26 protein-coding genes and 1 tRNA gene are annotated in these 25,915 nt (G+C 67.3%); 7 read left to right on the plus strand and 20 right to left on the minus strand.

Features of this window, described 5'->3' with window-relative positions:
- Positions 1-4: 4 nt before the first annotated feature.
- Positions 5-265, minus strand: a complete 261-nt coding sequence (locus AC5LXK_RS00080) for a hypothetical protein (protein WP_493389813.1) — start codon at positions 263-265, stop codon at positions 5-7.
- 587 nt (positions 266-852) lie between these two features.
- On the opposite strand from AC5LXK_RS00080, the gene AC5LXK_RS00085 reads away from it, so the two are divergent.
- Together AC5LXK_RS00085 and AC5LXK_RS00090 are read left to right on the plus strand one after the other, a co-directional pair.
- Positions 853-929, plus strand: a tRNA-Val gene (locus AC5LXK_RS00085).
- Between the two features lie 305 nt (positions 930-1,234).
- Positions 1,235-1,750, plus strand: coding sequence for a DUF2628 domain-containing protein (locus AC5LXK_RS00090; protein WP_493389814.1), 516 nt, complete (start codon positions 1,235-1,237; stop codon positions 1,748-1,750).
- A gap of 83 nt (positions 1,751-1,833) precedes the next feature.
- On the opposite strand, the gene AC5LXK_RS00095 is transcribed toward AC5LXK_RS00090, so the two are convergent.
- Both AC5LXK_RS00095 and AC5LXK_RS00100 read right to left on the minus strand, forming a co-directional pair.
- Complete coding sequence (locus AC5LXK_RS00095) at positions 1,834-2,715, minus strand: sigma-70 family RNA polymerase sigma factor (protein WP_493389815.1); 882 nt, start codon at positions 2,713-2,715, stop codon at positions 1,834-1,836.
- Positions 2,715-3,191 (minus strand): carboxymuconolactone decarboxylase family protein, encoded by a 477-nt coding sequence (locus AC5LXK_RS00100; protein WP_493389816.1) that lies wholly within the window; start codon positions 3,189-3,191, stop codon positions 2,715-2,717. Before AC5LXK_RS00100 ends, AC5LXK_RS00095 begins: the two co-directional genes overlap by 1 nt.
- A 584-nt stretch (positions 3,192-3,775) precedes the next feature.
- Between AC5LXK_RS00100 and egtB the strand changes: the two genes are divergently transcribed.
- The 4 genes from egtB to AC5LXK_RS00120 all read left to right on the plus strand — a co-directional run bounded on the left by egtB (position 3,776) and on the right by AC5LXK_RS00120 (position 6,856).
- Positions 3,776-4,996, plus strand: a complete 1,221-nt coding sequence (egtB, locus tag AC5LXK_RS00105) for an ergothioneine biosynthesis protein EgtB (RefSeq protein ID WP_493389817.1) — start codon at positions 3,776-3,778, stop codon at positions 4,994-4,996.
- Complete coding sequence (gene egtD / locus AC5LXK_RS00110) at positions 4,980-5,993, plus strand: L-histidine N(alpha)-methyltransferase (protein WP_493389818.1); 1,014 nt, start codon at positions 4,980-4,982, stop codon at positions 5,991-5,993. Before egtB ends, egtD begins: the two co-directional genes overlap by 17 nt.
- Before the next feature lie 283 nt (positions 5,994-6,276).
- A complete protein-coding gene (locus AC5LXK_RS00115; protein WP_493389819.1) occupies positions 6,277-6,564 on the plus strand; it encodes a hypothetical protein in 288 nt (95 codons plus the stop codon).
- A 37-nt stretch (positions 6,565-6,601) separates the two neighbouring features.
- Entirely contained in the window at positions 6,602-6,856 is a 255-nt protein-coding gene (locus AC5LXK_RS00120) for a hypothetical protein (RefSeq protein WP_493389820.1), read from the plus strand.
- Between the two features lie 100 nt (positions 6,857-6,956).
- Here the strand turns inward: AC5LXK_RS00120 and AC5LXK_RS00125 are convergent, their stop codons facing one another.
- The 17 genes from AC5LXK_RS00125 to AC5LXK_RS00205 all read right to left on the minus strand — a co-directional run bounded on the left by AC5LXK_RS00125 (position 6,957) and on the right by AC5LXK_RS00205 (position 24,799).
- On the minus strand, positions 6,957-9,983 hold the full coding sequence (locus tag AC5LXK_RS00125) for a type III restriction-modification system endonuclease (RefSeq protein WP_493389821.1): 3,027 nt from the start codon (positions 9,981-9,983) through the stop codon (positions 6,957-6,959).
- Positions 9,983-12,001 carry a site-specific DNA-methyltransferase gene (locus tag AC5LXK_RS00130; RefSeq protein ID WP_493389822.1) on the minus strand — a complete coding sequence of 673 codons (2,019 nt, stop codon included), beginning with the start codon at positions 11,999-12,001 and terminating at the stop codon, positions 9,983-9,985. The genes AC5LXK_RS00125 and AC5LXK_RS00130 overlap by 1 nt, the downstream gene beginning before the upstream one ends.
- A 350-nt stretch (positions 12,002-12,351) precedes the next feature.
- A complete protein-coding gene (locus tag AC5LXK_RS00135) occupies positions 12,352-13,482 on the minus strand; it encodes a porin (RefSeq protein ID WP_493389823.1) in 1,131 nt (376 codons plus the stop codon).
- Positions 13,483-13,763: 281 nt separating this feature from the next.
- A complete protein-coding gene (locus AC5LXK_RS00140) occupies positions 13,764-14,441 on the minus strand; it encodes a response regulator (RefSeq protein WP_493389824.1) in 678 nt (225 codons plus the stop codon).
- Positions 14,442-14,454: 13 nt separating this feature from the next.
- Positions 14,455-15,822 (minus strand): sensor histidine kinase, encoded by a 1,368-nt coding sequence (locus AC5LXK_RS00145; protein WP_493389825.1) that lies wholly within the window; start codon positions 15,820-15,822, stop codon positions 14,455-14,457.
- A gap of 85 nt (positions 15,823-15,907) precedes the next feature.
- On the minus strand, positions 15,908-16,765 hold the full coding sequence (locus AC5LXK_RS00150) for an ABC transporter permease (protein ID WP_493389826.1): 858 nt from the start codon (positions 16,763-16,765) through the stop codon (positions 15,908-15,910).
- 38 nt (positions 16,766-16,803) lie between these two features.
- Entirely contained in the window at positions 16,804-17,601 is a 798-nt protein-coding gene (locus AC5LXK_RS00155) for an ABC transporter ATP-binding protein (protein ID WP_493389827.1), read from the minus strand.
- Positions 17,602-17,713: 112 nt separating this feature from the next.
- Entirely contained in the window at positions 17,714-18,718 is a 1,005-nt protein-coding gene (locus AC5LXK_RS00160) for an ABC transporter substrate-binding protein (RefSeq protein ID WP_493389828.1), read from the minus strand.
- Between the two features lie 178 nt (positions 18,719-18,896).
- Positions 18,897-19,679 (minus strand): flagellar biosynthetic protein FliR, encoded by a 783-nt coding sequence (gene fliR / locus AC5LXK_RS00165; protein ID WP_493389829.1) that lies wholly within the window; start codon positions 19,677-19,679, stop codon positions 18,897-18,899.
- Positions 19,680-19,702: 23 nt separating this feature from the next.
- Entirely contained in the window at positions 19,703-19,975 is a 273-nt protein-coding gene (fliQ, locus tag AC5LXK_RS00170) for a flagellar biosynthesis protein FliQ (RefSeq protein ID WP_006491272.1), read from the minus strand.
- 19 nt (positions 19,976-19,994) lie between these two features.
- Positions 19,995-20,756: a flagellar type III secretion system pore protein FliP gene (fliP, locus tag AC5LXK_RS00175; protein WP_493389830.1), complete on the minus strand. Its 762-nt coding sequence runs from the start codon at positions 20,754-20,756 to the stop codon at positions 19,995-19,997.
- Positions 20,757-20,792: 36 nt separating this feature from the next.
- Positions 20,793-21,368: a flagellar biosynthetic protein FliO gene (fliO, locus tag AC5LXK_RS00180; RefSeq protein ID WP_493389831.1), complete on the minus strand. Its 576-nt coding sequence runs from the start codon at positions 21,366-21,368 to the stop codon at positions 20,793-20,795.
- Positions 21,365-21,856, minus strand: coding sequence for a flagellar motor switch protein FliN (gene fliN, locus AC5LXK_RS00185; protein WP_059232832.1), 492 nt, complete (start codon positions 21,854-21,856; stop codon positions 21,365-21,367). The genes fliO and fliN overlap by 4 nt, the downstream gene beginning before the upstream one ends.
- Complete coding sequence (fliM, locus tag AC5LXK_RS00190; protein ID WP_493389832.1) at positions 21,849-22,847, minus strand: flagellar motor switch protein FliM; 999 nt, start codon at positions 22,845-22,847, stop codon at positions 21,849-21,851. The genes fliN and fliM overlap by 8 nt, the downstream gene beginning before the upstream one ends.
- Positions 22,848-22,869: 22 nt before the next feature.
- A complete protein-coding gene (gene fliL / locus AC5LXK_RS00195; RefSeq protein WP_493389833.1) occupies positions 22,870-23,406 on the minus strand; it encodes a flagellar basal body-associated protein FliL in 537 nt (178 codons plus the stop codon).
- Positions 23,407-23,586: 180 nt separating this feature from the next.
- On the minus strand, positions 23,587-24,309 hold the full coding sequence (locus tag AC5LXK_RS00200) for an LrgB family protein (RefSeq protein WP_493389834.1): 723 nt from the start codon (positions 24,307-24,309) through the stop codon (positions 23,587-23,589).
- Between the two features lie 13 nt (positions 24,310-24,322).
- Entirely contained in the window at positions 24,323-24,799 is a 477-nt protein-coding gene (locus AC5LXK_RS00205) for a CidA/LrgA family protein (RefSeq protein ID WP_493389835.1), read from the minus strand.
- Between the two features lie 139 nt (positions 24,800-24,938).
- On the opposite strand from AC5LXK_RS00205, the gene AC5LXK_RS00210 reads away from it, so the two are divergent.
- The gene (locus AC5LXK_RS00210; RefSeq protein WP_493389836.1) at positions 24,939-25,865 is read left to right on the plus strand and encodes a LysR family transcriptional regulator; all 927 of its coding nucleotides are present in this window, start codon (positions 24,939-24,941) and stop codon (positions 25,863-25,865) included.
- Positions 25,866-25,915: the final 50 nt, after the last annotated feature.

Below are 25,915 nucleotides of genomic sequence, written 5' to 3' on the forward strand. Positions count from 1 at the left end.
GTGATCACCCTGCTTCCTTCGTGAGCCATCTAACGATCTCCGCGACGTCCTCGCCGGACAGCTTGCCGACACGGTCAACCGACACCTCGTAGTCGAGATCGAACTTCACGTTGAATCGCTCGCCTTTGTAGCAGCAACACAGGACATCGGCTTCCGGTATCGATACGCGTCGCTCGAACACGATGTCGCCCGGATGTTGCTGCATCCGGTGTACGAGCGCATCGATATCAAGCGCGTCGAGACGGGTCGACGAAGAATCGGTCATATGCCGTGAGCCTGTGCGCCGGGCCGTTGCATCCGGAATGCCGGCGATTCTACAGACATGACGGCTCACGTATCACCCAGGCGCTTCACAGCTTCCCGATTCGTTCCTCTGCTCGCTGCACGCAGTTCATATCCCGAGCGGATCACAGTCGACGGACTGTGCTTATCCAAAGGTGTTAACAGGGTTCGTATATATACGTAGTGATAGTTAACAAGCCCTGTGCCCCACAGTGGATAACCTCCGTAACGCACTGAATCTTCAGCACGAAGCGGAATGCATAACCATGGGTGAGCCACGTGAACAGCTCCTGGCAGCACAGAACAACTTTTCGTCGATTCACAGACTCGCCGACATATCCTCAATCGTTCCACTGTGAATCCAGAGGCTTGCCGGACGGTTATCCAGAGGGCAATGTGGATAACCTCACCGCACATTGACGCGTTTTGCTGTGAGGCGAAGAGGTGAAGACAACGTGCCCGGCATCGCGAGGCACACTCGATCGTCAGCCCCCGCACGCGTCGATTCAAAAAATTTTCACGAAGGGGCTTGTGCTCCTCGAAAACCCTCTCTATAATTCGCGGCTTCTTAGGCTCGTAGCTCAGTTGGTTAGAGCACCACCTTGACATGGTGGGGGTCGTTGGTTCGAATCCAATCGAGCCTACCAACGAACAAAATGAAGGGGTCTGGCAGCACAACTTGCCTACAGGCAATGCGGCTCGCCAACATACAAACGCCACGCGGCAACATCGCGTGGCGTTTTTCTTTTCCGGTCCGAAACAACGCGTGAAGCCCCGATGCGTTGCGCGATACACGGCATCGTGTCCTCACCCGCATCCCGACCCGCCACACAACGGCCGCCGTACGGCGCGTAGAATCGTGTGCGCACCGAAGCGACCGCTCCATGTGTCGCTCGATCTCCACCGCATCAAAACAACAACGCGCGATCCGCGCGACTGAGAGCACACGAACATGTCCGAGGTCACGACCGCCGCATCGTCCGCGAGCAACGAGGAAATCGCCGCTTACGTCGGCAAGAAAGCCAGCTGGTTCGAACGGAAATGGGCGATCGCCGAATCGCGCAAGAGCCGGCAGTCGTGGAACTGGGGCGCGTGCTTCCTGGGCCCGGTCTGGATGGCGTATCGATGCATGTACTGGCAGGCGGCCGCCGTGCTGGGCGTCACGCTCGGCATCACGCTGGTCGAGCTGCTGTACTTCCCGAAATACTTCGAATCGAGCACGCTCGACCCGGTCACGATTGCGATCGCGGTGTCGCTCGGCTGGTACGGGAACGGCATCTACAAGACCCACGTCGAACGCAGGATCGAAAAGCTGCGCCCGAACGCGACATCCCGCGAATCGTTTCTTGCGCTGCTGGAAGCGCAAGGCGGCACGAACTGGCTCGCGGCGACGGGCTTCGGGGTCGCGACGCCGGTGCTCGGCTTCCTGATGATCTTCATTCGCAATTTCATCGTCGCGACGCAGTAACCGGCAGCCGGCAAAGCAGGGCGGAAAGCGGGACGGCGCGAGTGGAGGGCGGCAACGCCGTGCTCGCGCACGGCATGCCGCCGTCAATGCAGATGCTTCAACTTGTCAGGATTCCGCACGACATAGATCGCGACGATCTTCCCGTCGTCGATCTCGAGCGCGGTGGTCTGCAGCTCGCCGTCCGCTTCCAGCGTGACGAAACCCGGCAGCCCGTTGATGAACCCGGCCCGCACGAGTTTCGACGCATGCGTCGCGAACAGCCCGGCCAGGTATTCGTGCACCTTCATTACCGGCTCGAAGCCGAACACCGGCTTGCCGGCAGCCGAGCGCTTGCCGCCGCCGTCGGAATGCAGGCTCACGTCCTCGGCGAGCATCGCGCCGAGCGTACGCATGTCGCCGCTGCGTGACGCCGCGAAGAACGCCTCGGCCAGCTCGATCCCGCGCTGCTTCTCGACATGGAACCGCGGCCGCGCCTCGCGCACGTGCGTGCGGGCCCGCGCGGCGAGCTGCCGGCACGCGGCCGCGTCGCGCTGGATCGTCGTCGCCACTTCGTCGAACTCGAGGCCGAACACGTCGTGCAGCAGGAACGCCGCGCGTTCGAGCGGCGAGAGCCGTTCGAGCGCGAGCAGCAGCGGCAGCGTGACGTCTTCCTGTTCGTCTTCCTCGACGACCGGCTCGGGCAGCCATGGGCCGATATAGGTCTCGCGCTGGTGTCGCGCGGACTTCAGCTGGTCGAGGCACATGCGCATCACCATGCGGCGCAGGAACGCCTCGGGCACGCGCACCTCGGTGCGGTCGACGTCCATCCAGCGGATGAACGCGTCCTGCACCATGTCCTCGGCATCCGCGACGGAACCGAGCATCCGGTACGCGACGCGGATCAGCGTGCGACGCAGCGGGTCGAAGCTCGCCGCCGCGTCGGCCCGTGCTTCGGCACTGCCTTTGGCCGGGTCGAGGTGCGTCATCAGGCCACCATCTTCCCGGCAGCGGCCTTCGCATCGGCCGGCTCGATCCACAGCCCGAAGCCGACGGCAAGCCGGTTCCAGCCGTTGATCACGTTGATCATCAGCGTGAGTTTCACCTGTTCCTCCTGGCTGAAGTGGTCGTTCAGCGCCGCGTAGGCCGCCTCGTGCGCCGCATGGCCCTCCGACAGCCGCGTGAGCGCCTCGGTCCAGCCGAGCGCCGCGCGTTCGCGGTCGGTGTAGCAGGGCGCTTCGCGCCACGCGGACAGCAGGTAGATGCGCTGCTCGGTCTCGCCTTGCCCGCGCGCCTCGGCGGTGTGCATGTTAATGCAGTTCGCGCACGCGTTGATCTGCGATGCGCGGATCTTGACCAGCTCGATCAGCGTCGGCTCGAGGCTCTGCGCGGCGGCGACCGACACGGTCATCCAGCTCTTCATCAGCGCGGGTGCGGCGGCAAACGGATTGAGTTTCGCAGTCATGGTTCCTTCTCCTTTCGTGTGGGTTCCGGTGATATGACGAGCGAGCCCCCGGCGCGTGTGACATCGGCGCGAAATATTTTTTGCAGCCGGAGGAGAAAGCGACGGGCAGGGCAGTCGAGCGGGGCGTCGAAGGTTGCGATACCCGCATGCGGATCGGCGACGAATCGGCCGCATGACGCCGTTCGTCCGACGAAACCGTGGCCGCCGGCTACCTTTCATCGGCGTCGCGCGGCTGTCACCGGGCGTCAGTAGCGTGCGAGTGCGGGCATGTGTATTGCACCCCTGCGCCGATCCCCGCCACGGCGGGCGCCGGCCGGATGTCGCGCCGGCGGCAGGCGCGCAGCAAATGCTTTCACTTTTCTTTCGCGTTCGTTTCGCAGGAAATCCGATTCGCGACGTTCACATTTCTGGCCCATACTGTTCTGCACGGGCAGATGAAGTGACGCCGCATCAGCGGCCCGGCGCGCGCGCCGGCTGCCCGACGACGCAGCAGCAGGTCGCACGTCAGCCGCGCGCACCCGAGCGCAAGGCTTTCCCTTTTCCGGCAACGCAACGCGGCAGGTCGCGACGTGGACGGTAAACCGATGAGCCTCCCAGCATCACAGCTTCAGCGCCGTTACCAGGACGTGCGCAACCACAGCGTCGCGCTGACCGCGACGCTGTCCGCCGAAGACCAGGCCGTGCAGTCGATGCCCGACGCGAGTCCGACGAAATGGCATCTCGCGCATACGACCTGGTTCTTCGAAACCGTCGTGCTGATGCGCCGCGTGCCCGGCTTCGCGCCGTTCGACGACGCGTTCCAGTTCCTCTTCAATTCCTATTACGAAGCGCTCGGCCCGCGCCATCCGCGGCCGCAGCGCGGGCTGCTCACGCGCCCGTCGCTCGACGAGGTGCACGCATACCGGCAATACGTCGACGACGCGATGCTGCGTGCGCTGGCCGGCGCCGATGCGGTGCTGCTCGACGCGATCGCGCCCGAGGTCGTGCTCGGCCTGCATCACGAGCAGCAGCACCAGGAGCTGCTCGTCACCGACATGCTGCATGCGTTCTCGTGCAACCCGCTGAAGCCGGCGTTCCGGCCGCGCAACGGGATGGACGGCGACGCGATGGCCGAGGGCGACGCCGGCGCGCAGCGCTGGCTGCACCAGCCGGGCGGGCTCGTCGAGATCGGCCACGACGGCGACGCGTTCTCGTTCGACAACGAACGACCGCGTCACACCGCGCTCGTGCGGCCGTACGAGATCGCGAACCGTCTCGTGACGAACGCGGAGTTCGCGGCGTTCGTCGCCGATGGCGGCTATGTGCGACCGGAATTCTGGCTGTCCGACGGCTGGGCCACGGTGCAGCGGGAAGGGTGGCAAGGGCCCGCATACTGGATGCCCGACGACGACGTGGCCGCCACGCGCGTCCGGCGCACGTTCGGCCTGCATGGTGTCGAGCCGCTCGCACCGGACGCGCCGGTGTGCCACGTGAGCTTCTACGAAGCAGCCGCGTATGCGGAATGGGCCGGCGCGCGGCTGCCGACCGAATTCGAATGGGAAACCGCGTTTCCTGCCGAAGGCATCCGGCAGATGCTCGGGCACGTCTGGCAGTGGACGCGTTCGTCCTACGAGCCGTATCCGGGCTTTCGGCCGCTCGCGGGAGTCGCTGCCGAATACAACGGCAAGTTCATGGTCGGCCAGCAGGTCCTGCGCGGCAGCAGCATCGCGACGCCGCCCGGGCACGAACGGCCGACATACCGCAATTTCTTTCCGCCGGCGGCACGCTGGCAATTCACGGGAGTGCGACTTGCGCGAGACGTCTGAACAGACGGCCACGAGCGGTGGCCAGCAACCCGCCCGCGATTCGCGGCCGAGCGCGTTCGAGCGCGACCTGATCGACGGACTGTCGCGCACGCCGCGCAGCATTTCGCCGAAATACTTCTACGATGCGGCCGGCTCCGCGCTGTTCGACCGTATCTGCGAACTGCCCGAGTACTACCCGACCCGTACCGAGCTTGGCATCCTGCGCGATCGCGCGGCCGAGATCGTGCGGCGCGTCGGCCCGCATGCGGACATCGTCGAATTCGGCGCGGGTTCGCTCGACAAGATCCGCGTGCTGCTCGATGCGTTCGCAGGCAACTACGCGAACGCGCCGGCGCGCTACGTGCCGGTCGACATCTCGGCCGACTACCTGCACGGCGCGGCCGCGCGGCTGCGTTCGGCCTATCCGTGGCTCGACGTCGCGCCGCTCGCGGCCGACTACACGAAGGCCGAGCAGCTGGCCGCGCTGACCGAAACGCCGCGGCGGCGGATCGGCTTCTTTCCCGGCTCGACGATCGGCAACTTTTCGCCGGAAGAAGCCGACGCGTTCCTGCGTGATGCCGCACGATTGCTGCGCGGCGGCGGCCTGCTGGTCGGCGCCGATCTCGTGAAGGACGAGCGCACACTGCATCACGCGTACAACGACGCGCAGGGCGTGACCGCGCAGTTCAACCTGAACCTGCTGGTGCGCGCGAACGCGGAGCTTGGCGCGAACTTCGACGTCGACGCGTTCTCGCATTGCGCGTTCTACGACCGCGAACGGCAGCGCATCGAGATGCATCTGGTCAGCGACATCGCGCAGACCGTGCACGTGCGTGGCCACGCGTTCCGCTTCGAAGCCGGCGAGCGCATCCACACGGAGAACTCGCACAAGTTCACGATCGACGGCTTCCATGCGATCGCACGCCGCGCGGGATTCGAGCCCGATACCGTGTGGACCGACGCCGACAACCTGTTCAGCGTGCACTGGCTGCGCAGCGTCGACGATATCCGCGCGTAACGCGCACCCTGGCGATCCGCTCGCGCCGCGCGGTGCGGGCGGTTCACCTCACGCGCACGCCTGCAAGCTCGCCCGGTTTCGCGCCGAAAACCTCGTTTTACCGACTCGATGCGCCGTTGCAACGGCACCTGGAATGCGGCTTCCCCCTTGTCCGGCAAGGCTTTGCGGGTACCCGTAAACGTCCGTTACCTGTCTCGCATACCCGTTTCACCTGTGTCTGTGTCCGGTGCCTAGACTCCGAACCGTATTCACATGAAGCACGACACGTGCAGGGAGTCGCGAGATGAGCAAGAAACTTATTCTCGGTGCAGTTCTCGGTGTAGCGGCGCTGGCAGCGTCGGGCGTCGCATCGGCCCACGTCGACCTGTCGGTCGGCATCGGCGTGCCCGTCTATGCGGCACCGGCGCCCGTCTACGTGGCTCCGCCGCCGCCGGTCGCGTACGCCCCGGTGGGCTATCGCTACGACGACTGGCGCGCGCGTCAATGGCGCGAACACGAGTGGCGCCGTCAGGAATGGCGCGAGCACGAATGGCGCGATCGCGGCGGCTGGCACGGTGGCCGCTGGGACTAAGCGGTACGATTGATCACAACGAGAGGAGAGTAAAAAAATGATGCCCATTCGACACATCAGGCTGTGCGGCGCCGCCGCCGTCATTGCGCTCGCAACGATCGGCAGCGCGCACGCGGCAGGCTGCATGAAGGGTGCGGTGGTCGGCGGGGTGGCCGGCCACTACGCGGGGCACCACGCGGTCGTCGGTGCGGTCGGCGGCTGTATCGTCGGCCACCACATGGCGAAGAAGCACGCGCAAGAAGAGGCCGCGCAGCACAAGGCCGCTGCGCAGGGCATGCAGCCGGCGCAGTAAGCACCATCGTCACCGGGGCGGCGCCGCGGCGTCGCGCCCGTCCAGGTTCCCGATTCGCGGCGATCGATGAAAAAAGGGCGGCTCATCGCCGCCCTTCGTTTCAGCGCCCGGCGCCGGCCAACGGCACCGCAGGCTCGAACAACGCGTCCGCCTGCCGCACGCGCACGAAGCGCGCCGCACCGTCACCATCCACCAGCGCCCGAAAATGCGCTTCGCCGCACGCGAGCTTCGCACGCTCGTGTTCGCTCGGCACGTGTCCGTCCGTATTCGGCGTATCGACGACGAAGTACAGCCGCTCGCCGCCATCCTGTTCCGCAAGCACGGCCCAGTCCGGGTGATAGCTGCCGAGCGGCGTCTGCACGCGGAACCACGCGGGCAGCTTCGCGTACAGCTTCACGCCGTCGTGCGCTTCGAGCGCATCGGCGAACGCGCGCTCCGCGTCCGTATCGCATACGACCGCTTCGTGGATCGACTTCTGCGCATCGGGCCGCAGGTTGCGCAGGTAACCCGTCAGCGCTTCGCTCTCGAACGATTCGAGCGCATGCACGTGGCGCTCGCCGAGCTTGCGGTACGCGATGCCCGCGACGAGCGCGTGGCGCTTGCAGCGGTTGATCGCATCGGCCGCGACCGCGATGAACTGCTGCGGATTCACGCGGAAATCGTCGAGCCGGCCGCTGTCGGCCAGGATGGTCGCGAGCGAACGGCGCGTGAGCTGCGTGCGGTCCTGCAGCTCGGAGAGCAGGTCGGGCAGCGGCAGCTCGCCTTCGTCGAGCAGCACGGTGCCCGCGCCGGCCACTTCGATCGCCTCGATGCCGGCCTTGCCGATGTCGATCTCGGCCTTGCGCCACTGCAGCCGTGCACGCGCAATGTCCGGCGCGTCATGCAGCGCGGCCGTGCAGTCGCGCACGAGCTTCGCATTGTCGAACTCGACGCGGTACACGGTGCGATGGCGAATGCGATCCCACAACGCGCGGAAATCCTCGCCGAACACGACGGCCTTGCCCGACGCATCGCGCCGCAACGCGATCGCGCGGCGCTCGTCGGCGTTGCGCACCGCGAAGCGGCCCGACAGCTTGCGCAGCGTCGCGACGATCGGCGCGCGCAGCATCTCGAACGCATCCGGCAGCACCAGCGCGCTCTGGCGCAGTGCATCCTTCAGCCGGTCGAGCACCTTGCCCTGCGCGTCGACATAGCCCTGTTCGTGCAGGTGGTTCCACAGCACGCGCGACAGCTCGATGCCGAGCGCATGCGCGGGCCCGCCGTCTTCCTGCACGGGCAACGCCGCGAACTGGTGTTCCTCGACGATCCCGAAACGGATGCCCGTATCGGCCTCGATTTCCTTCTGCAGGTTCTCGGCGAACGACTCGTAGCGCTCGGTCGCGATCACGGTCAGCGTGTTCACGCCGGCGTCGCGCACGCGTTCGCCGTCCTGGTCGACCGCGAGGCGCAGCCCGCGGCCGAGCGTCTGGCGGCGCTCGCGCTCGGTGTGGATGTCGCGCAGCGTGCAGATCTGGAACACGTTCGGGTTGTCCCAGCCTTCCTTCAGCGCCGAGTGCGAGAAGATGAACTTCAGCGGCGTGTCGAACGACAGCAGCGCTTCCTTCTCGCGCATGATCAGGCCGTATGCGCGCTCCGCGTTCTCGCGGGCCGCCGCGCTGCTTTCGCTCGTGTCGGTCCAGCCGCCCTTGCGGTCGATCGAGAAGTAGCCGTTGTGTGCGCGCCCGACTTCGAGCGCGACGTCGACTCCGTCGAACAGCGCACGGTAGGCCGGCACGCGCGCCGCACGCGCGTATTCCTCTTCGAAGATCAGCGCGTAGTCGCCCTTCACCGGCATCCCGTTCTCGTCATAGCGGCGATAGCGCTCGACCGAATCGACGAAGAACAGCGACAGCACCTTCACGCCGCGTTCGGCCAGGCGCAGCTCCTTGTCGAGATGCTCGCGGATCGTGCGGCGGATCATCTCGCGCTGCACGGCGAGCGTGTCGATGTCGCCGAACGCCTCGCCGAGCGACAGGAACGCCTCGCCTTCCGGATGGCGCAGCTCGACGTACTCGGCACCCTTCACCGCATGCACCTCGCCGATCCGCAGCCCGGCGTACAGCGCGCGCTTGGTCAGCCGCTCGAGATCGTCGCCGTCGGTGGCCGACACGATCTGGCGCTTCACGCCGGCTGTCGTCGCCACATCCAGCTCGACGCGCGCGCTGATCGCGCCGCGCCGGTTCGACACGCCGACGAGCCGCACGTATGGCTTGTTGTGCGCATCCTCGACGATCGCCGACGCGATCTCGATCTGCTTGACGAGCTTGCGCTCGTACGCGTCGACCGCATCGAGCCGGTACACCATGTGGTGACGGTCGACGTGCGTGGCCGAATAGCGCAGCGTGCAGAGCGGCGCCATCGCGGCGAGCGCTTCGCGCCCGCGCCCTTCGAGGCCGCCGTCGACGCTCTGCGGCTCGTCGACGATCACGATCGGCCGCGTCGCGCGGATCAGGTCGATCGGCTTCTCGCCGCCGGTCTTCTCGCTGTCCTTGTAGAGGTTGTTGATTTCCTTCTTGTTGATCGCGGCGACCGTCATCACCATGACCTGGATCGCCGCGCTCGCCGCGAAGTGGCGCACCTGGCCGAGCTTCGCGGAGTCGTACAGGAAGTAGTCGTACGGCACGCCCGCGTACAGCGCGCGGAAGTGGTCCTCGGTGATCGAAAGCGTCTTGTGCACGCCTTCCTTGATCGCGATCGACGGCACGACGATCACGAATTTCGTGAAGCCGTAGCGGCGGTTCAGCTCGAAGATCGTGCGCAGGTACACGTAGGTCTTGCCGGTGCCGGTCTCCATCTCGACGGTGAAGTCGCGCGAGCCGGGCAGGCCGGACGGCGGCAGTCCGCCGCGCAGCTGCACGTCGGCGAGATTGCGCGCGAGCGCGTCGTCGGTCAGCGACAGCCGGTTGCCGACACCCTGTTCCGACACGGCGAAGCCGAGCGAGCCTTGCGCGGCGGCCGTGGTGCCGGGCGCGGCGTTCGCGAGCACGCTGAAGTCGCCGCGATACGATTCCTGCCCGCGAAACAGGTCGCAGACGGCGTCGATCGCCTCGCGCTGGTAGTCGAGATCCGCTTCGAAATGCAGCCGCATCACAGGCTCCGCACGCGCTTCACGCCGTGCTGTTCGAGCAGCGCGGCGAGATTGAGCTTCGCGACGTCGTCGACGAAGCCGCTGTCGCGGAACAGGCACGTGACGTCGCGCGTGGCGCCGGTCGCGTCGAGCAGGTCGACGATGCCGTCGGCAAGCGGGCCCGCGTCGTCGCGCGCGATGCGCGCATCGAAGCACGCGACGATCGAGCGTCCGATCAGGTGCACGGTCTTGCCCGCCACCTGGTGATGCCCGACCGGCGTGCACAGGTCGAGGCCGAGCTTCAGCGTCAGCTCGGCGAGCAGGTCGTCCTCGGTGCGGCCGGTCTTCACGTGCTCGACGGACGCGAACAGCGCATGGTCGAAATCGTCGCGGCGCGGGTCCCACTCGATCACGTTGGTCGTGTCGAGGCGGTACACGCGGAAGCCGAGGTCGCCATAGCTTTCCGGATAGTCGCGCGCAACCTGCTGCGCGGTGCGACGCAGGCGCTCCTTGGTGATTTCGGCGAGCGTCAGCGGCTTTTTCAGCTTCGCGCAGAAGTCGGCGGCCGCCAGTTGCGTCTTGTCGCGGCGGTCGAGCGCCTCGGGCAGCTGCACGAGGATGTAGCGGCGCGCGCCGCCGTCGGTCGCGTTCACCTGCATCACCGCGTGGCCGGTCGAGCCGGAGCCCGCGAAACAGTCGAGCACGATGTCGTCGCCGCGCGTGCACCAGCCGATCACGGCCGCCGCGAAATCGACCGGCTTCGGCAGGTCGAACGGGATGCCGAGCGTCTTCAGCAGCGCGTCGTCGGAGCCGGCGAACGGCAGCACCGACGGCACGTTCTCGTACATGTTCTCGTCGAGGTAGTAGATCCGCTGCGGCTGCGTGGTTTCATCCGCGCCGAATTCGATCTGGCCGCGCTCGATCAGCGCCTGCATCGTCGCGGGCGGGTTGCGCCAGCCGCGCGCCGGCATCGCGCACGGCTTGCCGGTGGCCGGGTGGATCAGCGGCGTGAAATATTCTTCCGGCGCCTTCTTCTTGTTCGGCCAGGCCATCGACACGAGGCGGTACACGCGGCCTTCTTCCGACAGCCGGTCGTACATCACCTCGCCGCCGGACAGGTTGGTCTGCGCCTTCATCCACGCGCGGTACGCCTTCTGCGCGTCCTTCGGATTGCCGCTGCGGTACACGGCGTCGTGCGCGGCGTCGAGCATGCGCTGCGCGTTGCGCTTCGGGCGCTTGAGCGGCGCCTGTTCGAGCAGCGTCTCGGCGTTGCGCGCGAACAGCACCAGCGATTCGTGCTGGTACGCGACGCCGCGTGCGTCGCCCTTCGGGTTGCGCTTGTCCCACACGGCCACGCCGAGCTCGTTCTCCTCGCCGAAGATCTCGCGCAGCATCAGCACGAGCGCATGCACTTCGTGCTCGTCGATGTGCACGGCGATCAGCCCTTCGTCGGACAGCAGCGCGTGCGCGAGCTTCAGGCGCGGGTACATCATGTTCAGCCAGTCGGTGTGGAACCGGCCGTTCGCCTCGGTATTGGTGCTGCGCTTCACGCCGCCCTGGGTCTGCCCGGTCATCGCCAGGTAGTGGCGGATGCTGTCGCTGAAGTCGTCCGGATAGACGAAATCGCTGCCGGTGTTGTACGGCGGGTCGATGTAGACGAGCTTCACCTTGCCTGCGTAACTCTTGTGCAGCAGCTTCATCACGTCGAGGTTGTCGCCCTCGATCACGAGATGGCGCGTGTCGTCCCACGCGACGCTGTCGTCGGGGCAGGGCCGCAGCGTGCCCGTCGACGGCGTGAGCGCGGCCTGGCGCGCGCTGCGCTTGCCATGCCAGTGGAAGCCGTAGCGCTCGTCGGCGTCGCCGACCGTGCGTTCGCCGATCAGCGCCTTCAGCACGTCGACGTCGACCGACGCGCCGTCCGGGCCTTCGGTCACGAGTTCGGGGAACAGCGCCTTCAGGCGCGCGACGTTGTCGGCGGTGAAATCCGTCGACATCGCCTGCGGGCTGGCCGCATCGAGTTTCTGCATCGTCTTTTCCATCGGAGCCCGGCCGTGCGCGCCAGGACGTCGGGCGCGCTCACGGCACCGGCGGCAATGGCCGCCCGGGCAAACCCGAAACGCTATCGAGTCGGTCGGCGCAGGTCAAGCGCCGATGTGAGCCGATCGTGCGGGCATCGGGCGCGATCGCCCGCCGGACGGGCCGCAAGCGGTTTCGGGCCGGTTGTCGCACGGGCCGGCCGACGGCCGCGCCGCGGGCGTTCCGCGGCAGCGCGGAAAGGACGAAAAAAAGGGCACGGTCGGCGCGGAGGGCCGGCGTGCCCGCATGGAGAATCCCGGATGGAGGAGCAGGCGGGGCCCGACAGGCCCCGCCCGGTTGGCCGGCCTCGAGGTCAGAAGCGCGTACGGATGCCCGACGTCAGTTCGAGCTGGTTCTTCGCGCCGAACGTCGTCGACACCGTGTAGCCGCCGTGCAGCTTCATGTAGTCGCCGGCCAGGTACAGCTCGGTGCGCTTGCTCAGGTGATAGAACACCGACCCGTAGAGCGTCTCCTTGAAGCCGTTGCCGACGCCGTTCGTCAGGCTGAACGCGCCGAGGTTCGCGTTCGCGATGAAACCGTCGGACGTGTACGCGGCGTTCTTGACGCGCATCTGCTGGTAGCCGAGCTCGTAGTCGAGCGCGCCGGGCGGCCGGATCTTCATCGACACCGTCCACGCGTCGTCGTGACGCTGGCCAAGCGAGCCCTGGTCGCCGTTGTAGCGGAAATAGCCGGCGTTCAGGCGCACGATGCTGAACGTGTAGTTGCCGCCGACCGAGAACGTCTGGTTCGTGAAGCCGCCGTTGTTCACGTGGTTGTAGAAGCCCGACACGTTGAACGGCCCGCCGTTGTAGCCGAGCGCGACCTGGTACGCGGAGCCGGTCGCGAATGCGGTCGAGTTGCTGAACTGGTAGCCGGCGCTCGCGAAGATGCCGTTGCTGAACAGCTTCTTCCACGCGATGCCGTTGTTGTAGCGCGTGCCGGTCGGGCCGGCCGCGTAGAAGATCATCTGCTTGAAGTTGTTCGAGTTGGTCCAGCCGCCTTCCTCGGTCGACAGCTTCGCGGAGCCGTACGGATCGCCGTAGATCGCCGCTGCGTCGCGCGCGATCGTGTTCTGGAAGCCGGCCGTGAGCTTGCCGAAGCGGTCGTCCTGCACGCCGACCCATGCGTCGCGGTCGAAGATCTGGCCGTTGTCTTCCATCTGGCCGTTCGCGACCACATATTCGCTTTCGAGGCGGAAGATGACCTTCGTGCCGCCGCCGATGTCTTCCGCGCCCTTCAGGCCCCAGCGGCTGCCGCTGAACCACGGCTCGCCCTCGTTGCCCATCCCGATCACGTGATTGCCGTTCGCGTCGGCGTGGGTCCGGTAGGTCGGGAAGCTCAGGTCCATCAGGCCGTAGAGCTGCACGCTCGACTGCGCGTGCGCCTGGGTGCCGGCACACAGGCCCGCCGCCGCGATGGAAAGCGCAAGGGTGTTTCGTTTCAAGATCGTCTCCTCCGGTCTGCCGCATTAAAATTCATTTGTTGGCAGTACGTAATGTATGCCGGCTGTTGCCGGCCACAGCGAGAGGGCCGACGCATAGCATCGTAGAGGGTGCAATCCTTCACGCCGCTTTCCCGGGCGCAAGAATCGGATCGGTGAAAACACCGAACCCGCAACAATCACAGATCGGACCGGCGTGCGGAAGCGGGCCGGCCGGTTGTCCGGCAGCCTCGCGTGAAGTTTCGTGCTACGAATCTATTTTCGGAATGACGGAAGAACGCCCGTCAGTCCTGCGTGCTCTTCATCCGCAGGATGTAACCGAGCCCGCGCAGCGTGATGATCTCGGCCGTGCTGCCCGCGAGATGCTTGCGCAGCCGGTGGATGTAGATGTCGATCGCGTCGGCGCTCGGCTCGTCGTCGAGCGCGAACACGCTGTCCATCAGCCGCGCCTTCGACACCGTCTTGTTCTGCTGCAGCATCAGCGTCTCGAGGATCGCATGCTCGCGCCGGCGCAGCGCGAGCACGGCTTCGCCGCAGCGGAATTCGCGCGTGCCGAACGCATAGACGAGATCGCCGCATACGAGCTGCGTCGTGCCGACGCCGGCCTGGCGGCGGATCAGCGCACGGATCCGCGCGACCAGTTCGCGCGATTCGAACGGCTTCACGACGTAGTCGTCGGCGCCCGCGCCGAAGCAGTCGACCTTGTCGTCGACCGAGCCGTGCGCGGTCAGCATCAGCACCGGCACGTTGTCGTTGCGGCGCCGCAGCCGCGCGAGCACTTCCTTGCCGCTGATGCCGGGCAGCCGCATGTCGAGCAGTACCGCGTCGTAGCGTTCGGTCTTCAGCACCGTGTCCGCACGTTCGCCGTCGCCGACGCAGTCGACCGCGAAATCCTCGCCGCGCAGCAGGTTCACGATCCAGTGCGCGAGTTCGGCGTTGTCTTCGACCAGCAAAAGTTTCATGACGGCATTCTCTTCAATCGAAAGCGGGCAGCCGCACGGTCACGACGATGCCGCGATTGCCGGGCCCCGGCGCGAGCGACGCGCTGCCGCCGTGCGCCTGCGCGATCTCGCGGACGATCGCGAGCCCGAGGCCCGAGCCTTCGGTATCGGCCGACACGCGGTAGAACCGCTTGAACACGTGCGGCCTCGCTTCGGCCGGAATGCCGGGGCCGTCGTCGACCACGTCGAGCACGATCGCGTCGCCGTCGCGCCGCGCGCAGACCGTCACGCAGCCGCCGCGCTGCGTGTAGCGCACCGCGTTGTCGACGAGGTTCATCACCAGTGCCGTCAGCAGGCTGTCGCTGCCCATGACGTCGAGCCGCTCGCCGAGATCGGCGCCGAGGTCGATGTCGCGCCGCTGCGCGAGCACGATCGTCTCTTCCAGCACGCTCGACACCACCGCGGCAAGATCGACGCGATGGATCAGCAGTGTCGACGGGGTCGCCTCCGCATGCGCGAGCAGCAGCAGCTTGTCGGTCACGTCGGCCATCTTGCGGCTGCTGCGCTGCATGCTGTCGAGCACCGTCGCGAGTTCCGGATCGTCGTGTTCGCGCCGCTGCGCGTACTGGATCTGCGTATCGAGCACCGCGATCGGCGTGCGCAGCTGGTGCGCGGCATCCGCGATGAAGCGGCGCTGCGTGGCCGTATGCGTGTTGAGCCGCGCGATGCACTGGTTGATCGCGTCGACGATCGGCCGCAGTTCATGCTGCAGCCGCTCGGGGCGAATCGGCTCGAGTTCCATCGGCCCGCGGTCGGCCACGTCGTCCTTCAGCTTCATCAGCGGGCGCAGCTCGAAGGTGAGGCCGAGGTACACGAGCACCACCGCGAGCACCAGCATCAGCGACAGGCGCACGAGCTGCGGCCGCCAGATCGTCGCGACCATCGCATCGTGCGAGCGCGTCGTCTTCGCGACGACCACCGTGACCGTCTCGACCTGCCCCTCGTCGTACAGCTGGCGGTCGTAGGCGACCGCGCGCAGCGGCACGTCGTCGAGCGCCGTGTCGTACAGCGTCGGCTCGATGCCGTGCCGCGCGGGCAGGTCGAGCGCCGGATTGCCGGCGAGCAGGCGGTCGTGCGCGTCGATCACCTTGTAGAACACCGAATCGCGCGACGGCGACTCGAAGATCTCCAGCGCGGCCGGCGGCACGTCGGCGACCGGCAGGCCGTTGCGCCATTCGATGTCCTCGCCGATCGTGCGCGCGGACGCGACGAGCGCGCTGTCCTGCACGAGCCCGGCCGTGGTCCGCGCGGTGTCGTACGACATCGCGCCCGCGATCAGCACGAACACCGCGAGCGGCAGCAGCAGCCACCACAGCAGCCGCCCGCGCAGGCTGTGCGTCATCCCGTTGCGCTCCTTATCCGCCATGCCGAACCGCGCCGGGGGCGCCGGCGCGGTCGGAGGTGTCATGTCAGGCGTCCGCCGGCGTTCAGAACGCCGCGGGGCGCCACTTCAGCAGCCGCTTCTCGAGCCAGGTCAGCAGGTAGTCGGCGGCCAGCGCGACCACGGCCAGCACGATCATCGCCGCGAACACGCCGCTCGCGTTGAACGCGCCCTGGGCCGTGGAGATTAGCAGCCCGATACCCTGCTTGGAACCCAGGAATTCGCCGACCACCGCACCGACCAGCGCGAAGCCGAAGCTCACGTGCAGGCTCGCGAGAATCCAGCTCAGCGCGGACGGGATCACGACGGCCGTGGTGATCTGCCGGCGCGATGCGCCGAGGATCTGCGCGTTCGCGATCAGGTAGCGGTCGGCTTCGCGCACACCCTGGAACGCGTTGCCGAACACGACGAAGAACACCATCACGACGGCCAGCGCGATCTTCGACGCCATCCCGAGGCCGAGCGCGATCACGAAGATCGAGCCGAGCACGACGCGCGGAATCGAGTTCGCGATCTGGATGTACAGGCCGAACACGTCGGCCATCAGCTTGTTGCGGCCGAGCACGATCCCGCAGATCACGCCGGCGACCGAGCCGATCAGGAAGCCGATCATGGTTTCCTCGAGCGTGACCCACACCTGCGTGAGCAGCGGGCCCTGCGACGTGCCGTTCACGAACCAGTCCTGGATCTGGTCGAAGATCAGCGACGGCATCGAGAAGAAGAACGGATCGATCCACTTGAGCCGGGCGGCGAGTTCCCACCCGCCCAGCACGATCACCAGCACGGCGATCCGCAGCGTGACGATCAGGTTGCGCCGGCGGCGCAGCCGGCGTTGCGCGGCGCGCTCGTCGTCCTCGAGCGTCGTCGCCGGAATGGCGGTGGGGGGAAGCGTCATGTCGGTCATGCTCCTGTCCTTGCTGTCCTTGCCGTGCGGCGTATGCGTCAGCCGATCTGCACTTCTTCGCGCAGGTCGTGCCAGATGTCCTTGGAAATTTCGATGAAGCGCGCGTCGTAGCGCACCTCCGACGTGACGCGCGGGCGCGGCAGGTCGATCTCGTACACGCGCTTGAGCGTGGCAGGCCGCGCGGTCAGCACGAACACGCGGTCGGCGAGCGCGATCGCTTCCTCGAGGTCGTGCGTGACGAACACGACCGACCCCTTGTTCGCGGACCACAGCTGCAGCAGCTCGTCCTGCATCAGCGTGCGCGTCTGCATGTCGAGCGCGGAGAACGGCTCGTCCATCAGCAGGATTTCGGGCTGGTTGATGAAGGTCTGCGCGAGCGCGACGCGCTTTCTCATCCCGCCCGACAGCTGGTGCGGGTAGTGCTTCGCGAACTTGTCGAGGCCGACCTTGCGGATCCATTCCTCGGCCTGCGCATACGCGACGTCCTTCGAGCGGCCGCGAAACAGCGGGCCCGCCGCGACGTTGTCGATCACGTTGCGCCACGGGAACACGGCGTCGGCCTGGAACACGAAGCCGATGCGCGGGTCGATCCCGTCGACCGGGCGGCCCATCACGCGGACTTCGCCCGACACGGGCTTGAGCAGCCCGGTGATCAGGTTCAGCGTCGTCGACTTGCCGCAGCCGGTCGGCCCGACGATCGCGATGAATTCGCCGCGCGCGACGCTCATGCTGAAGTCGCGCAACGCGACGGTGGCCTTGCCTTCCGGCGAAATGAAGCGGCACGACACATTGCGAAACTCGATCGCCGGTGTGCTCGGGGAGACTGCCTGGTTCATCGCATTCGTCCTGCGGGTGAGGAGGGTGCTGCATCGTGGCGGCACCGGGCCGGTCAGCCGGGCCGGAACGGGGAACGCCCGGCGGCGGGATCCCCGCCGCCGGCGTCGCCGCTTACTTCGCGTTCACGAAATCGTTCGTGTAGGTGCGCGCCAGGTCGATGTGCTTGCCCTTCACCGACGGGTTGAACGCCGACAACACCTTCAGCACGGTCGCCGGGCCGTCGGCCGGCATCTTGCCGTCGGCCGTGTACATCGGCAACGAGGCCTTCAGCGCGGTCACGTACAGCGCCTTGTCCTTCTGGTAGTCGGCCGGCATCTTCGCGGCGATCTCCTCGGCGCTGTGCGTGTGGATGAACTGCATCGTCTTCGCGAACGCGTGCGCGAGCTTGGTCGCCTGTGCCTTGTGCGAATCGGCCCAGGCCGACTGCACGTAGAAGCTCGCGGCCGGATAGGTGCCGCCGAGCGCCGCGCGCGTGCCGTCGACGGTGCGCATGTCGACCAGCACCTTCGCGTCGCCCATCTTCTCGAGCGCGGACACCGTCGGCTCGGTCGTCATCCCGGCGTCGATACGGCCCTGCTTGATCGCGGCGATGAAGCTCGCATCGGCGCCGACCGGCAGCATCGTGTACTGCGTCGACGGCACGCCATGCTGCAGCGCGAGGTATTGCGTGAGGAAGCTCGTCGACGAGCCGAGGCCCGTCACGCCGAGCGTCTTGCCCTTCGCATCGGCCATCGACTTGAACGTCGGCGCGGCCTTGGTCGACACCATCTCGACTTCGCCCGGCACCTGGCCGAACACGGCGATCGCCTTGACTTCCTTGCCCTTGCTCTGCAGGTCGACCGTATGGTCGTAGAAGCCGACGACACCCTGCACGGCGCCCGCGAGCAGTTCGTTCTCGGCGTCCACGCCGGCCGGCTGCGACAGCAGCTCGACGTCGAGCCCTTCGGCCTTGAAGTAGCCGAGTTCCTGCGTGAGCCGCGCGGGCAGGTAGATCAGCTTCGCGATCCCGCCGACCATGATCGTGATCTTGCCGCCGTCGTCGGCGAAAGCGGGGTGAGCGGCAAGCGCGCAGCTCAGGCTGGCTGCCACGGCGAGGGTGCGCAGGATGGGTCGCATCGGGTCGTCTCCGTTCGTTGTATTCGTGTGGCGCGATGCGTGCTGCATCGTCACAACGAGTATAGGGACGCGAAACCTTCCGCTACCTTTCGCGGGCCGGCGATTCCTTTAGGGGTTTTCCAGCAACGAGGGGCGGAACGGTGGCGCCAGGCGCCGGAGGTGGAGGCGGGCCGAACGCCTAGCGCCAGCCGATCAGCACCCGCCCCATCGCGTCGAGCCCCATGTCGAACAGGTGCGACACGAACGGCACGAGGTTCGGGATCATCAGCTGCACGAGCAACAGTCCGACGAGCATCGTGACGGGAAAGCCGATCTGGAACACGCCGATCTGCGGCGCCGCGCGGTTCAGGATGCCGAGCGCGAGGTTCGCGATCAGGAGCGCCGCGACCACCGGCAGCGCGAGCAGCAGCCCCATCTCGAACACGGTCGTGCCGAACGCGGCGAGCGTGCGCCAGCCGGGCGCGTGCAGCAGGTCGGCCGACACCGGCAGCGACTGGAACGACGCGGCGAGCGCCGCGAATACCTGCAGGTGGCCGTCCACCGCGAGGAACGCGAGCATCGCGACCGCGTTCAGGAAGCGGCCCATCACCGGCGTCGCGCCGCTCGTGTGCGGATCGAAGAAGGTGGCGAAGCCGAGGCCCATCGACAGCCCGATGAAGTCGCCGGCCGCCTCGACGGCCGCGAACACGATCTGCATCGTGAAACCCATCGCGGCGCCGATCAGGAACTGCGTGACGAGGATCCAGATGCCCTGCGCGGAGAACACGGTGACGTCCGGCATCGCGCCGAGCGTCGGCGCGACGACCAGCGCCATGAACGCGGCGAGGCCGATCTTCACGCGCATGGGCACCGACGCGTGGCCGACGACGGGCGCCGTCGCGACGAGCGCGAGCATCCGCACGAGCGGCCACAGGAACGCCGTGAGCCAGCCGTTGAGCTGCGCGTAGGTAACCGAGAACATCGCCGCCGGGTGCTGCGCGCGGCTCAGCCGACGCCGAGCGTCGCGACGTGCAGCAGCGTCTGCCGCAGGTAGTCGAGCATCGTCGTCAGCATCCACGGGCCGGCGATCACGAGCGTCGCGGCAACCGCGAGCAGCTTCGGGATGAACGACAGCGTCGCTTCGTTGATCTGCGTCGCGGCCTGGAACAGGCTCACGACGAGGCCGACCGCGAGCGCGACCAGCAGCAGCGGGGCCGCGAGCAGCAGGCCGACCATCATCGCCTGGTGGGCGAGGGTCATCACTTGTTCGGGCGTCATCGCGTGATTCCTCCGCGGCTTACGTGAAGCTCTGCGCGAGCGAGCCGATCAGCAGTTGCCACCCGTCGACCAGCACGAACAGCATCAGCTTGAACGGCAGCGACACGGTGGACGGCGACACCATCATCATCCCCATCGACATCAGCACGCTCGCGACGACCATGTCGATGATCAGGAACGGGATGAAGACCGTGAAGCCGATCTGGAAGCCCGTCTTCAGCTCGCTCGTGACGAACGCGGGCACCAGCAGCGACAGCGGCACGTCATCGGGGCCCTGCATCGGCGCGGCCTTCGAGATCTTCGCGAACAGCGCGAGATCGGTTTCGCGGGTCTGCTTCAGCATGAAGGTCTTGAACGGCGCGATGCCGCGCTGCACGGCCTGCTCCATCGGCATCGAGCCGTCGGAGAACGGCTTGTAGCCGTCGTTGTAAGCCTTGTCGAGCACCGGCGACATCACGAAGAAGGTGAGGAACATCGCGAGGCCGACGAGCACCTGGTTCGGCGGCGTCGTCGCGGTGCCGAGCGCCTGGCGCAGCAGCGACAGCACGATGATGATGCGCGTGAAGCTCGTCATCATCAGCAGCATCGCCGGCAGGAACGACAGCATCGTGAGCAGCAGCATCGTCTGCACGCTCAACGAATAGGTGGTGCCGCCGTGCGGGCCGGGGCTCGCGTTGAATGCAGGCAGGCCGTTCGCCTGCGCGCAGGCGAGCGCGGGGGCGAGGCAGAGGATCAGCACGGGCGCAAGGCGCGCCGCGCGACGCAGGAATTCGTGTTTCATCGGGAGGCGGGAACGGAAAGAGGGCGCGGCGCCATGTCAGCGGTCCTTGCCGCGACCGAGGCGCTTCGCGGCTTCGCCCGCGAGCGCGTCGCGGAACCGCGAGCCGAACGTACCGGGCAGGCCGCCTTCCGACGGGCCCGCACCGGCGGCTGCGTCGGCCGGGGCCGAACCCGCCGTCGCGATGGCCGCCGCCGAACCGGCCGGCAGCGTATGCAGCAGGCGTACGTTGCCCGGCGCGACGCCGAGCACGAGCCAGGTATCGCCGATCTCGACGATCGTCGCGCTTTCCTTCGTGCCGACCGCGACGCTCGACACGACCTTCAGCGGGCCGCCGCGCCGCGCGGGCTGGAAGCCGAAGCGGCGTGCGAGCCACGCGCACGCGAACACGAGGCCGATCACGACCGCGAGCCCGACGAGCGTCTGCAGCACCGCGCCGATGCCGAGCGACGGCGCGGCCGAACCGACCATCACGCTCGACGCGATCGCACCGGCGTTGTTCACCGCGTTCATGTCGGCGGCGCCGGCGCTCGCGCACGCGAGCGATGCGACGACGGCCAGCGCCGCCGCTGCAAGCGCGTGGCACACGCGGTGGCCGGGCTTCACGACGTTCACCGATTCAGCTTCCGGATGCGTTCGGCCGGCGTGATGATGTCGGTCAGGCGGATGCCGAACTTGTCGTTGACGACCACGACTTCGCCCTGCGCGATCAGGCAGCCGTTCACGAGCACGTCCATCGGCTCGCCGGCGAGGCCGTCGAGCTCGACGACCGACCCCTGCGCGAGCTGCAGCAGGTTGCGGATCGCGATCTTCGTGCGGCCGAGCTCCACGGTCATCTTGACCGGGATGTCGAGGATCATCTCGATATCGTTGTGCGTGGAGGTCGACGCGGCCTTCGACAGCGGCTGGAACACGCCGGCGCCCGTCGCGCCGGCCTGCACCGGCTGCTGGTTCTGCTCGGCGAGCGCGGCCGCCCAGTCGTCCATGCCCGGGTCTTCCTCCGCCGCGGCCGGAGCCGCCTGCGCGTCGGCGGCCGAAGCCGCGAGGGCCGCGTCGGCCATCGCCTGGATGTCGTCGTCGGGCGTCTGGTTCAGCTCACTCATATCCACCTTCCTTCATCGTATCGCCCGCGCTGATCATCTTCTGCACGCGCAACGCATATTGACCATTGAAAATTCCGTAGCCGCATTCCATCACCGGCACGCCGTCGACCTTCGCGGTGATCGTGTCGTCGATCTCCAGCGGCAGCACGTCGCCCGTGCGCAGGTTCAGGATCTTCTCGAACGTCGACGAGATCTCGGCGAGATTCGCGGTCAGCTCGACCTCGGCGGCCTGCACCTGCTGCGACAGCACGCGCACCCAGCGGCGGTCGACTTCGAGCGCCTCGCCCTGGATCGGCGAACTGAGCACGTCGCGGATCGGCTCGATCATCGAGTACGGCATGCAGATGTGCAGCGTGCCGCCCGTCGGCCCGAACTCGATCGAGAACTGCGTGACGATCACGATCTCGTTCGGCGTCGCGACGTTCGCGAACTGCGTGTGCATCTCGGAGCGCACGAATTCGAACTGCAGCGGCCGCACGCTCTTCCACGCGGCCATGTAGTGCTCGAACACGAGGTTCAGCAGCTTGCCGATGATCCGCTGCTCGGTGGCCGTGAAGTCGCGGCCCTCGACGCGGGTGTGAAAGCGCCCGTCGCCGCCGAACAGGTTGTCGACGACGAAGAACACGAGGTTCGGATCGAACACGAACAGCGACGTGCCGCGCAGCGGCTTCACGTGCACCAGGTTCAGGTTCGTCGGGATCGGCAGGTTGCGGGTGAATTCGCTGTACTTCTGCACCTTCACCTGGCTGACGGAGATTTCCGCCGTGCGCCGCATGAAGTTGAAGATGCCGATCCGCAGCAGGCGCGCGAAGCGGTCGTTGATGATCTCGAGGCCGGGCATCCGGCCGCGGACGATCCGCTCCTGCGTCGCAATGTTGTAGGGGCGGACGCCCGATGTGTCGCGCTTTTCGTCGACTGCATCGGCTTCGCCCGTGACGCCCTTGAGGAGGGCATCGACCTCCTCCTGGGACATGAACTCCTGGTGACCCATACGCGCTCCTTTTGCGGCCGCGTTACTGGACGACGAACTCGGTGAACAGCACGTCGTCGACCTTCGCGCGCTGGTTGCCCGGTTGCGTCGGCTGCTCGATCAGGTCCCGCAGTTCCTTCGCGAGCGCACGTTTGCCGTCCGGCGTCGCGAGATCCTCGGGATGCTTGTTCGACAGCGCGAGCAGGATCCGGCTGCGGATCTCCGGCATTCGCGCGGTCAGCTGCTCCTGCGCCTTCGGGTCGGTGAGCTTCAGCGACAGGCCGACGCGCAGGTAGTGCTGCGCGCCGTCGTCCGACTGCAGGTTCACGGTCAGCGGATCGAGCGGGAAGAACACCGGCGCGGCAAGCGGCGCCGGCTCGGCGGGCGTGCTCGCATGGCCGACGCCTTCCTTGCTCAGGAACACGTACATGCCGCCGGCTGCGGCGGCCGCCGCGCCCAGCGCGATGACGGCGATGAGCGCGATGCGCTTGAACTTGCCGGACGAAGCCGGCTTGTCGGCGGGCGGGTTTGCGGTCGTGGAGGCCATGTGAATGCGTGCGTGATGTCTCGTAGCATGCATTGTTCGGCATCCGGGCCGAGCCCGATGGGCGGAAAAGAGGGGGGATTTGCGGCTATCTCAGCCGATTGTCGGCCGGGTGTCGGCCGGATGCAGGGTGGGGGCGGCGGGAAAAGGGCACGCCGGCCGCGGCCGGGGCGCGCCGGCACACCCGCCGGGCGTCGAGCGCCCGGCGCGGGGCCGTCAGATCGGCAGCAGCGTCAGCAACGGTGCGATCAGCACCATCGCGACGCCCGCGATCATCATCGTCAGGCTCGACACGACGCCTTCCTCGCTGCCGATCTCGCGCGCCTTCGCGGTGCCCACGCCGTGGGCGGCCGCGCCGAACAGCGCACCGCGTGCGAGCCGCGTGCGCATCGGCACCAGCGCGAGCACGAGTTCGCCGAGCAGCATCCCGCAGATGCCGGTCGCGATCACGAACAGGGCGGTGAGATCCTTCGGCGCGTGGATCTTGTCCGATACGGCGAGCGCGAACGGCGTCGACACCGAGCGCGTCATCAGCGAGCGCTGCAGCTCCGGCGACAGGTGCAGCAGCTTCGCGAGCAGCAGCGACCCGCACACGCCCGCGCCGATCCCGACCGCGACGCCGACCGACAGCGACAGCCAGTGCCGGCGGATCAGGTCGCGATATTCATAGATCGGCACCGCGAACGCGATCGTCGCCGGGCCGAGCAGCCACATCAGCCAGCGCGTGTCGCGGAAGTAGACCGAATACGGGATGCCGGTCACCAGCACGAGCAGCACCAGCACGCCCGGCACGAACACGAGCGGCGAGAACAGCAGCGTCTTCTTGTACGCGTAGAGCCGCTTCGACGCGAAATACAGCACGACCGTCAGCACGAAACAGCCGACGGAGATCATGGTATTCACGCGGTCGGCGGACAGGTTCGATAGCGCGGCAAGCATGGCGGCCTCCGGCTCAGTGCGCGGACACGGCGCTCAGGCGCGCGCGGCGGCGTTCGGCGAACACGCGCTGCGCGGCGAGCCGGCGTTCGAGCTTCGCGGCGAGATCGACCGCGACGGCCACCGCGACCATCACGAACGCGGTGCCGGCGAGCATCACCAGCGCGATGCGCCAGCCGTCCTCGCGAAACAGCCCGCCGTACTGCACGGCCGCGACGGCGGCCGGCACGAAGAACAGCAGCATGTCGGACAGCAGCCAGTTCGCGCCGTCCTTCACCCACGCGGGCGCGACGCGGCCCGAGAACAGCAGCGCAAGGAGCACCGCGAGGCCGATCACGCCGGACGGAATCGGCAGCCCGACCTTGCGCACGGCCCAGTCGACGGCCATCCACAGCGCGCCGAGCGCGGCGGCCTGCAGCGCGATCCGGCCCGTGTGCGCGAGGTTGCCTGAAGCGGCAGGGCGGGCGGCGGCAGCGGTGGTCGACTTGGTCATGGCGGGCTCCATACGGATAGTGCGTTGATGGTGTGAGTATAGGGTTTCCCCTAACCATAAATAAAATGACTTGTCTCTATCCTTGTCATTCCAATTCGGAATTCGCTTTAGATCGCCGCACCAATTTGGGGAGATATCGATGGAATTGCGCGCGCTGCGGTACTTCGTCGAGGTGGTTCGCCAGCAGAGCTTCACCGCCGCGGCCGACCGGCTGTTCGTCACGCAGCCGACCATCAGCAAGATGGTGAAGGCGCTCGAGGACGAGATCGGCTCGCCGCTGCTGCTGCGCGACGGCCGGCAGATGGTGCTGACCGATGCGGGGCGGATCGTGTTTCAGCGCGGCCAGGACGTGCTCGCCACGCAGGCGCAGCTGCAGTCGGAACTGAACGATCTCGGCACGCTGGGGCGCGGCGAGCTGACGATCGGCATCCCGCCGCTCGGCGGTTCGCTGTTCACGCCGATCATCGCCGCGTACAAGCAGCGCTACCCGAACATCGAGCTGAAGCTGTTCGAGCAGGGGGCGCGGATGATCGAGGCCGCGCTGACATCGGGCGAGCTGGAGCTCGGCGGGCTGCTGGAGCCGGTCGACCCCGGCACGTTCGAGCGGCTGCCGATGGTGCGCGCGCCGCTGTGGCTCGTCGCGCCGCGCGAGTCGCGCTGGGAAGACCAGGCGGCCGTGCCGCTCGCGGATCTCGCGCGCGAATCGTTCGTGTTCTATGCGGAAAGCCTCGCGCTGCACGACGCGGTGCTCGATGCGTGCCGGCAGGTCGGCTTCACGCCGTCGATCGTGAGCCGCAGCGGCCACTGGGATTTCATGGCCGCGCTCGTGCATGCGGGCGTCGGTATCGCGCTGCTGCCCGAGCCGTATTGCCGGCGGCTCGACGCGGGGCAGTTCACGTGCCGGCCGATCGTCGAGCCGGAAATCACGTGGGCGATCGCGCTCGGCTGGCTGAAGAAGGGCTACCTGTCGCACGCGGCGCGCGCGTGGCTCGACGTCGCGCGGGCGACGCTGCCGATCGCGCCCGGCGACGATCTCGCGTTCGGCGGGTTGCGGGCGAGGGAATGACGGCCGCCCGGCGCAATGCGTTGCGAGCCGGGCCGTGAAACAAAAAGGGT

Source organism: Burkholderia pulmonis (assembly GCF_984667975.1).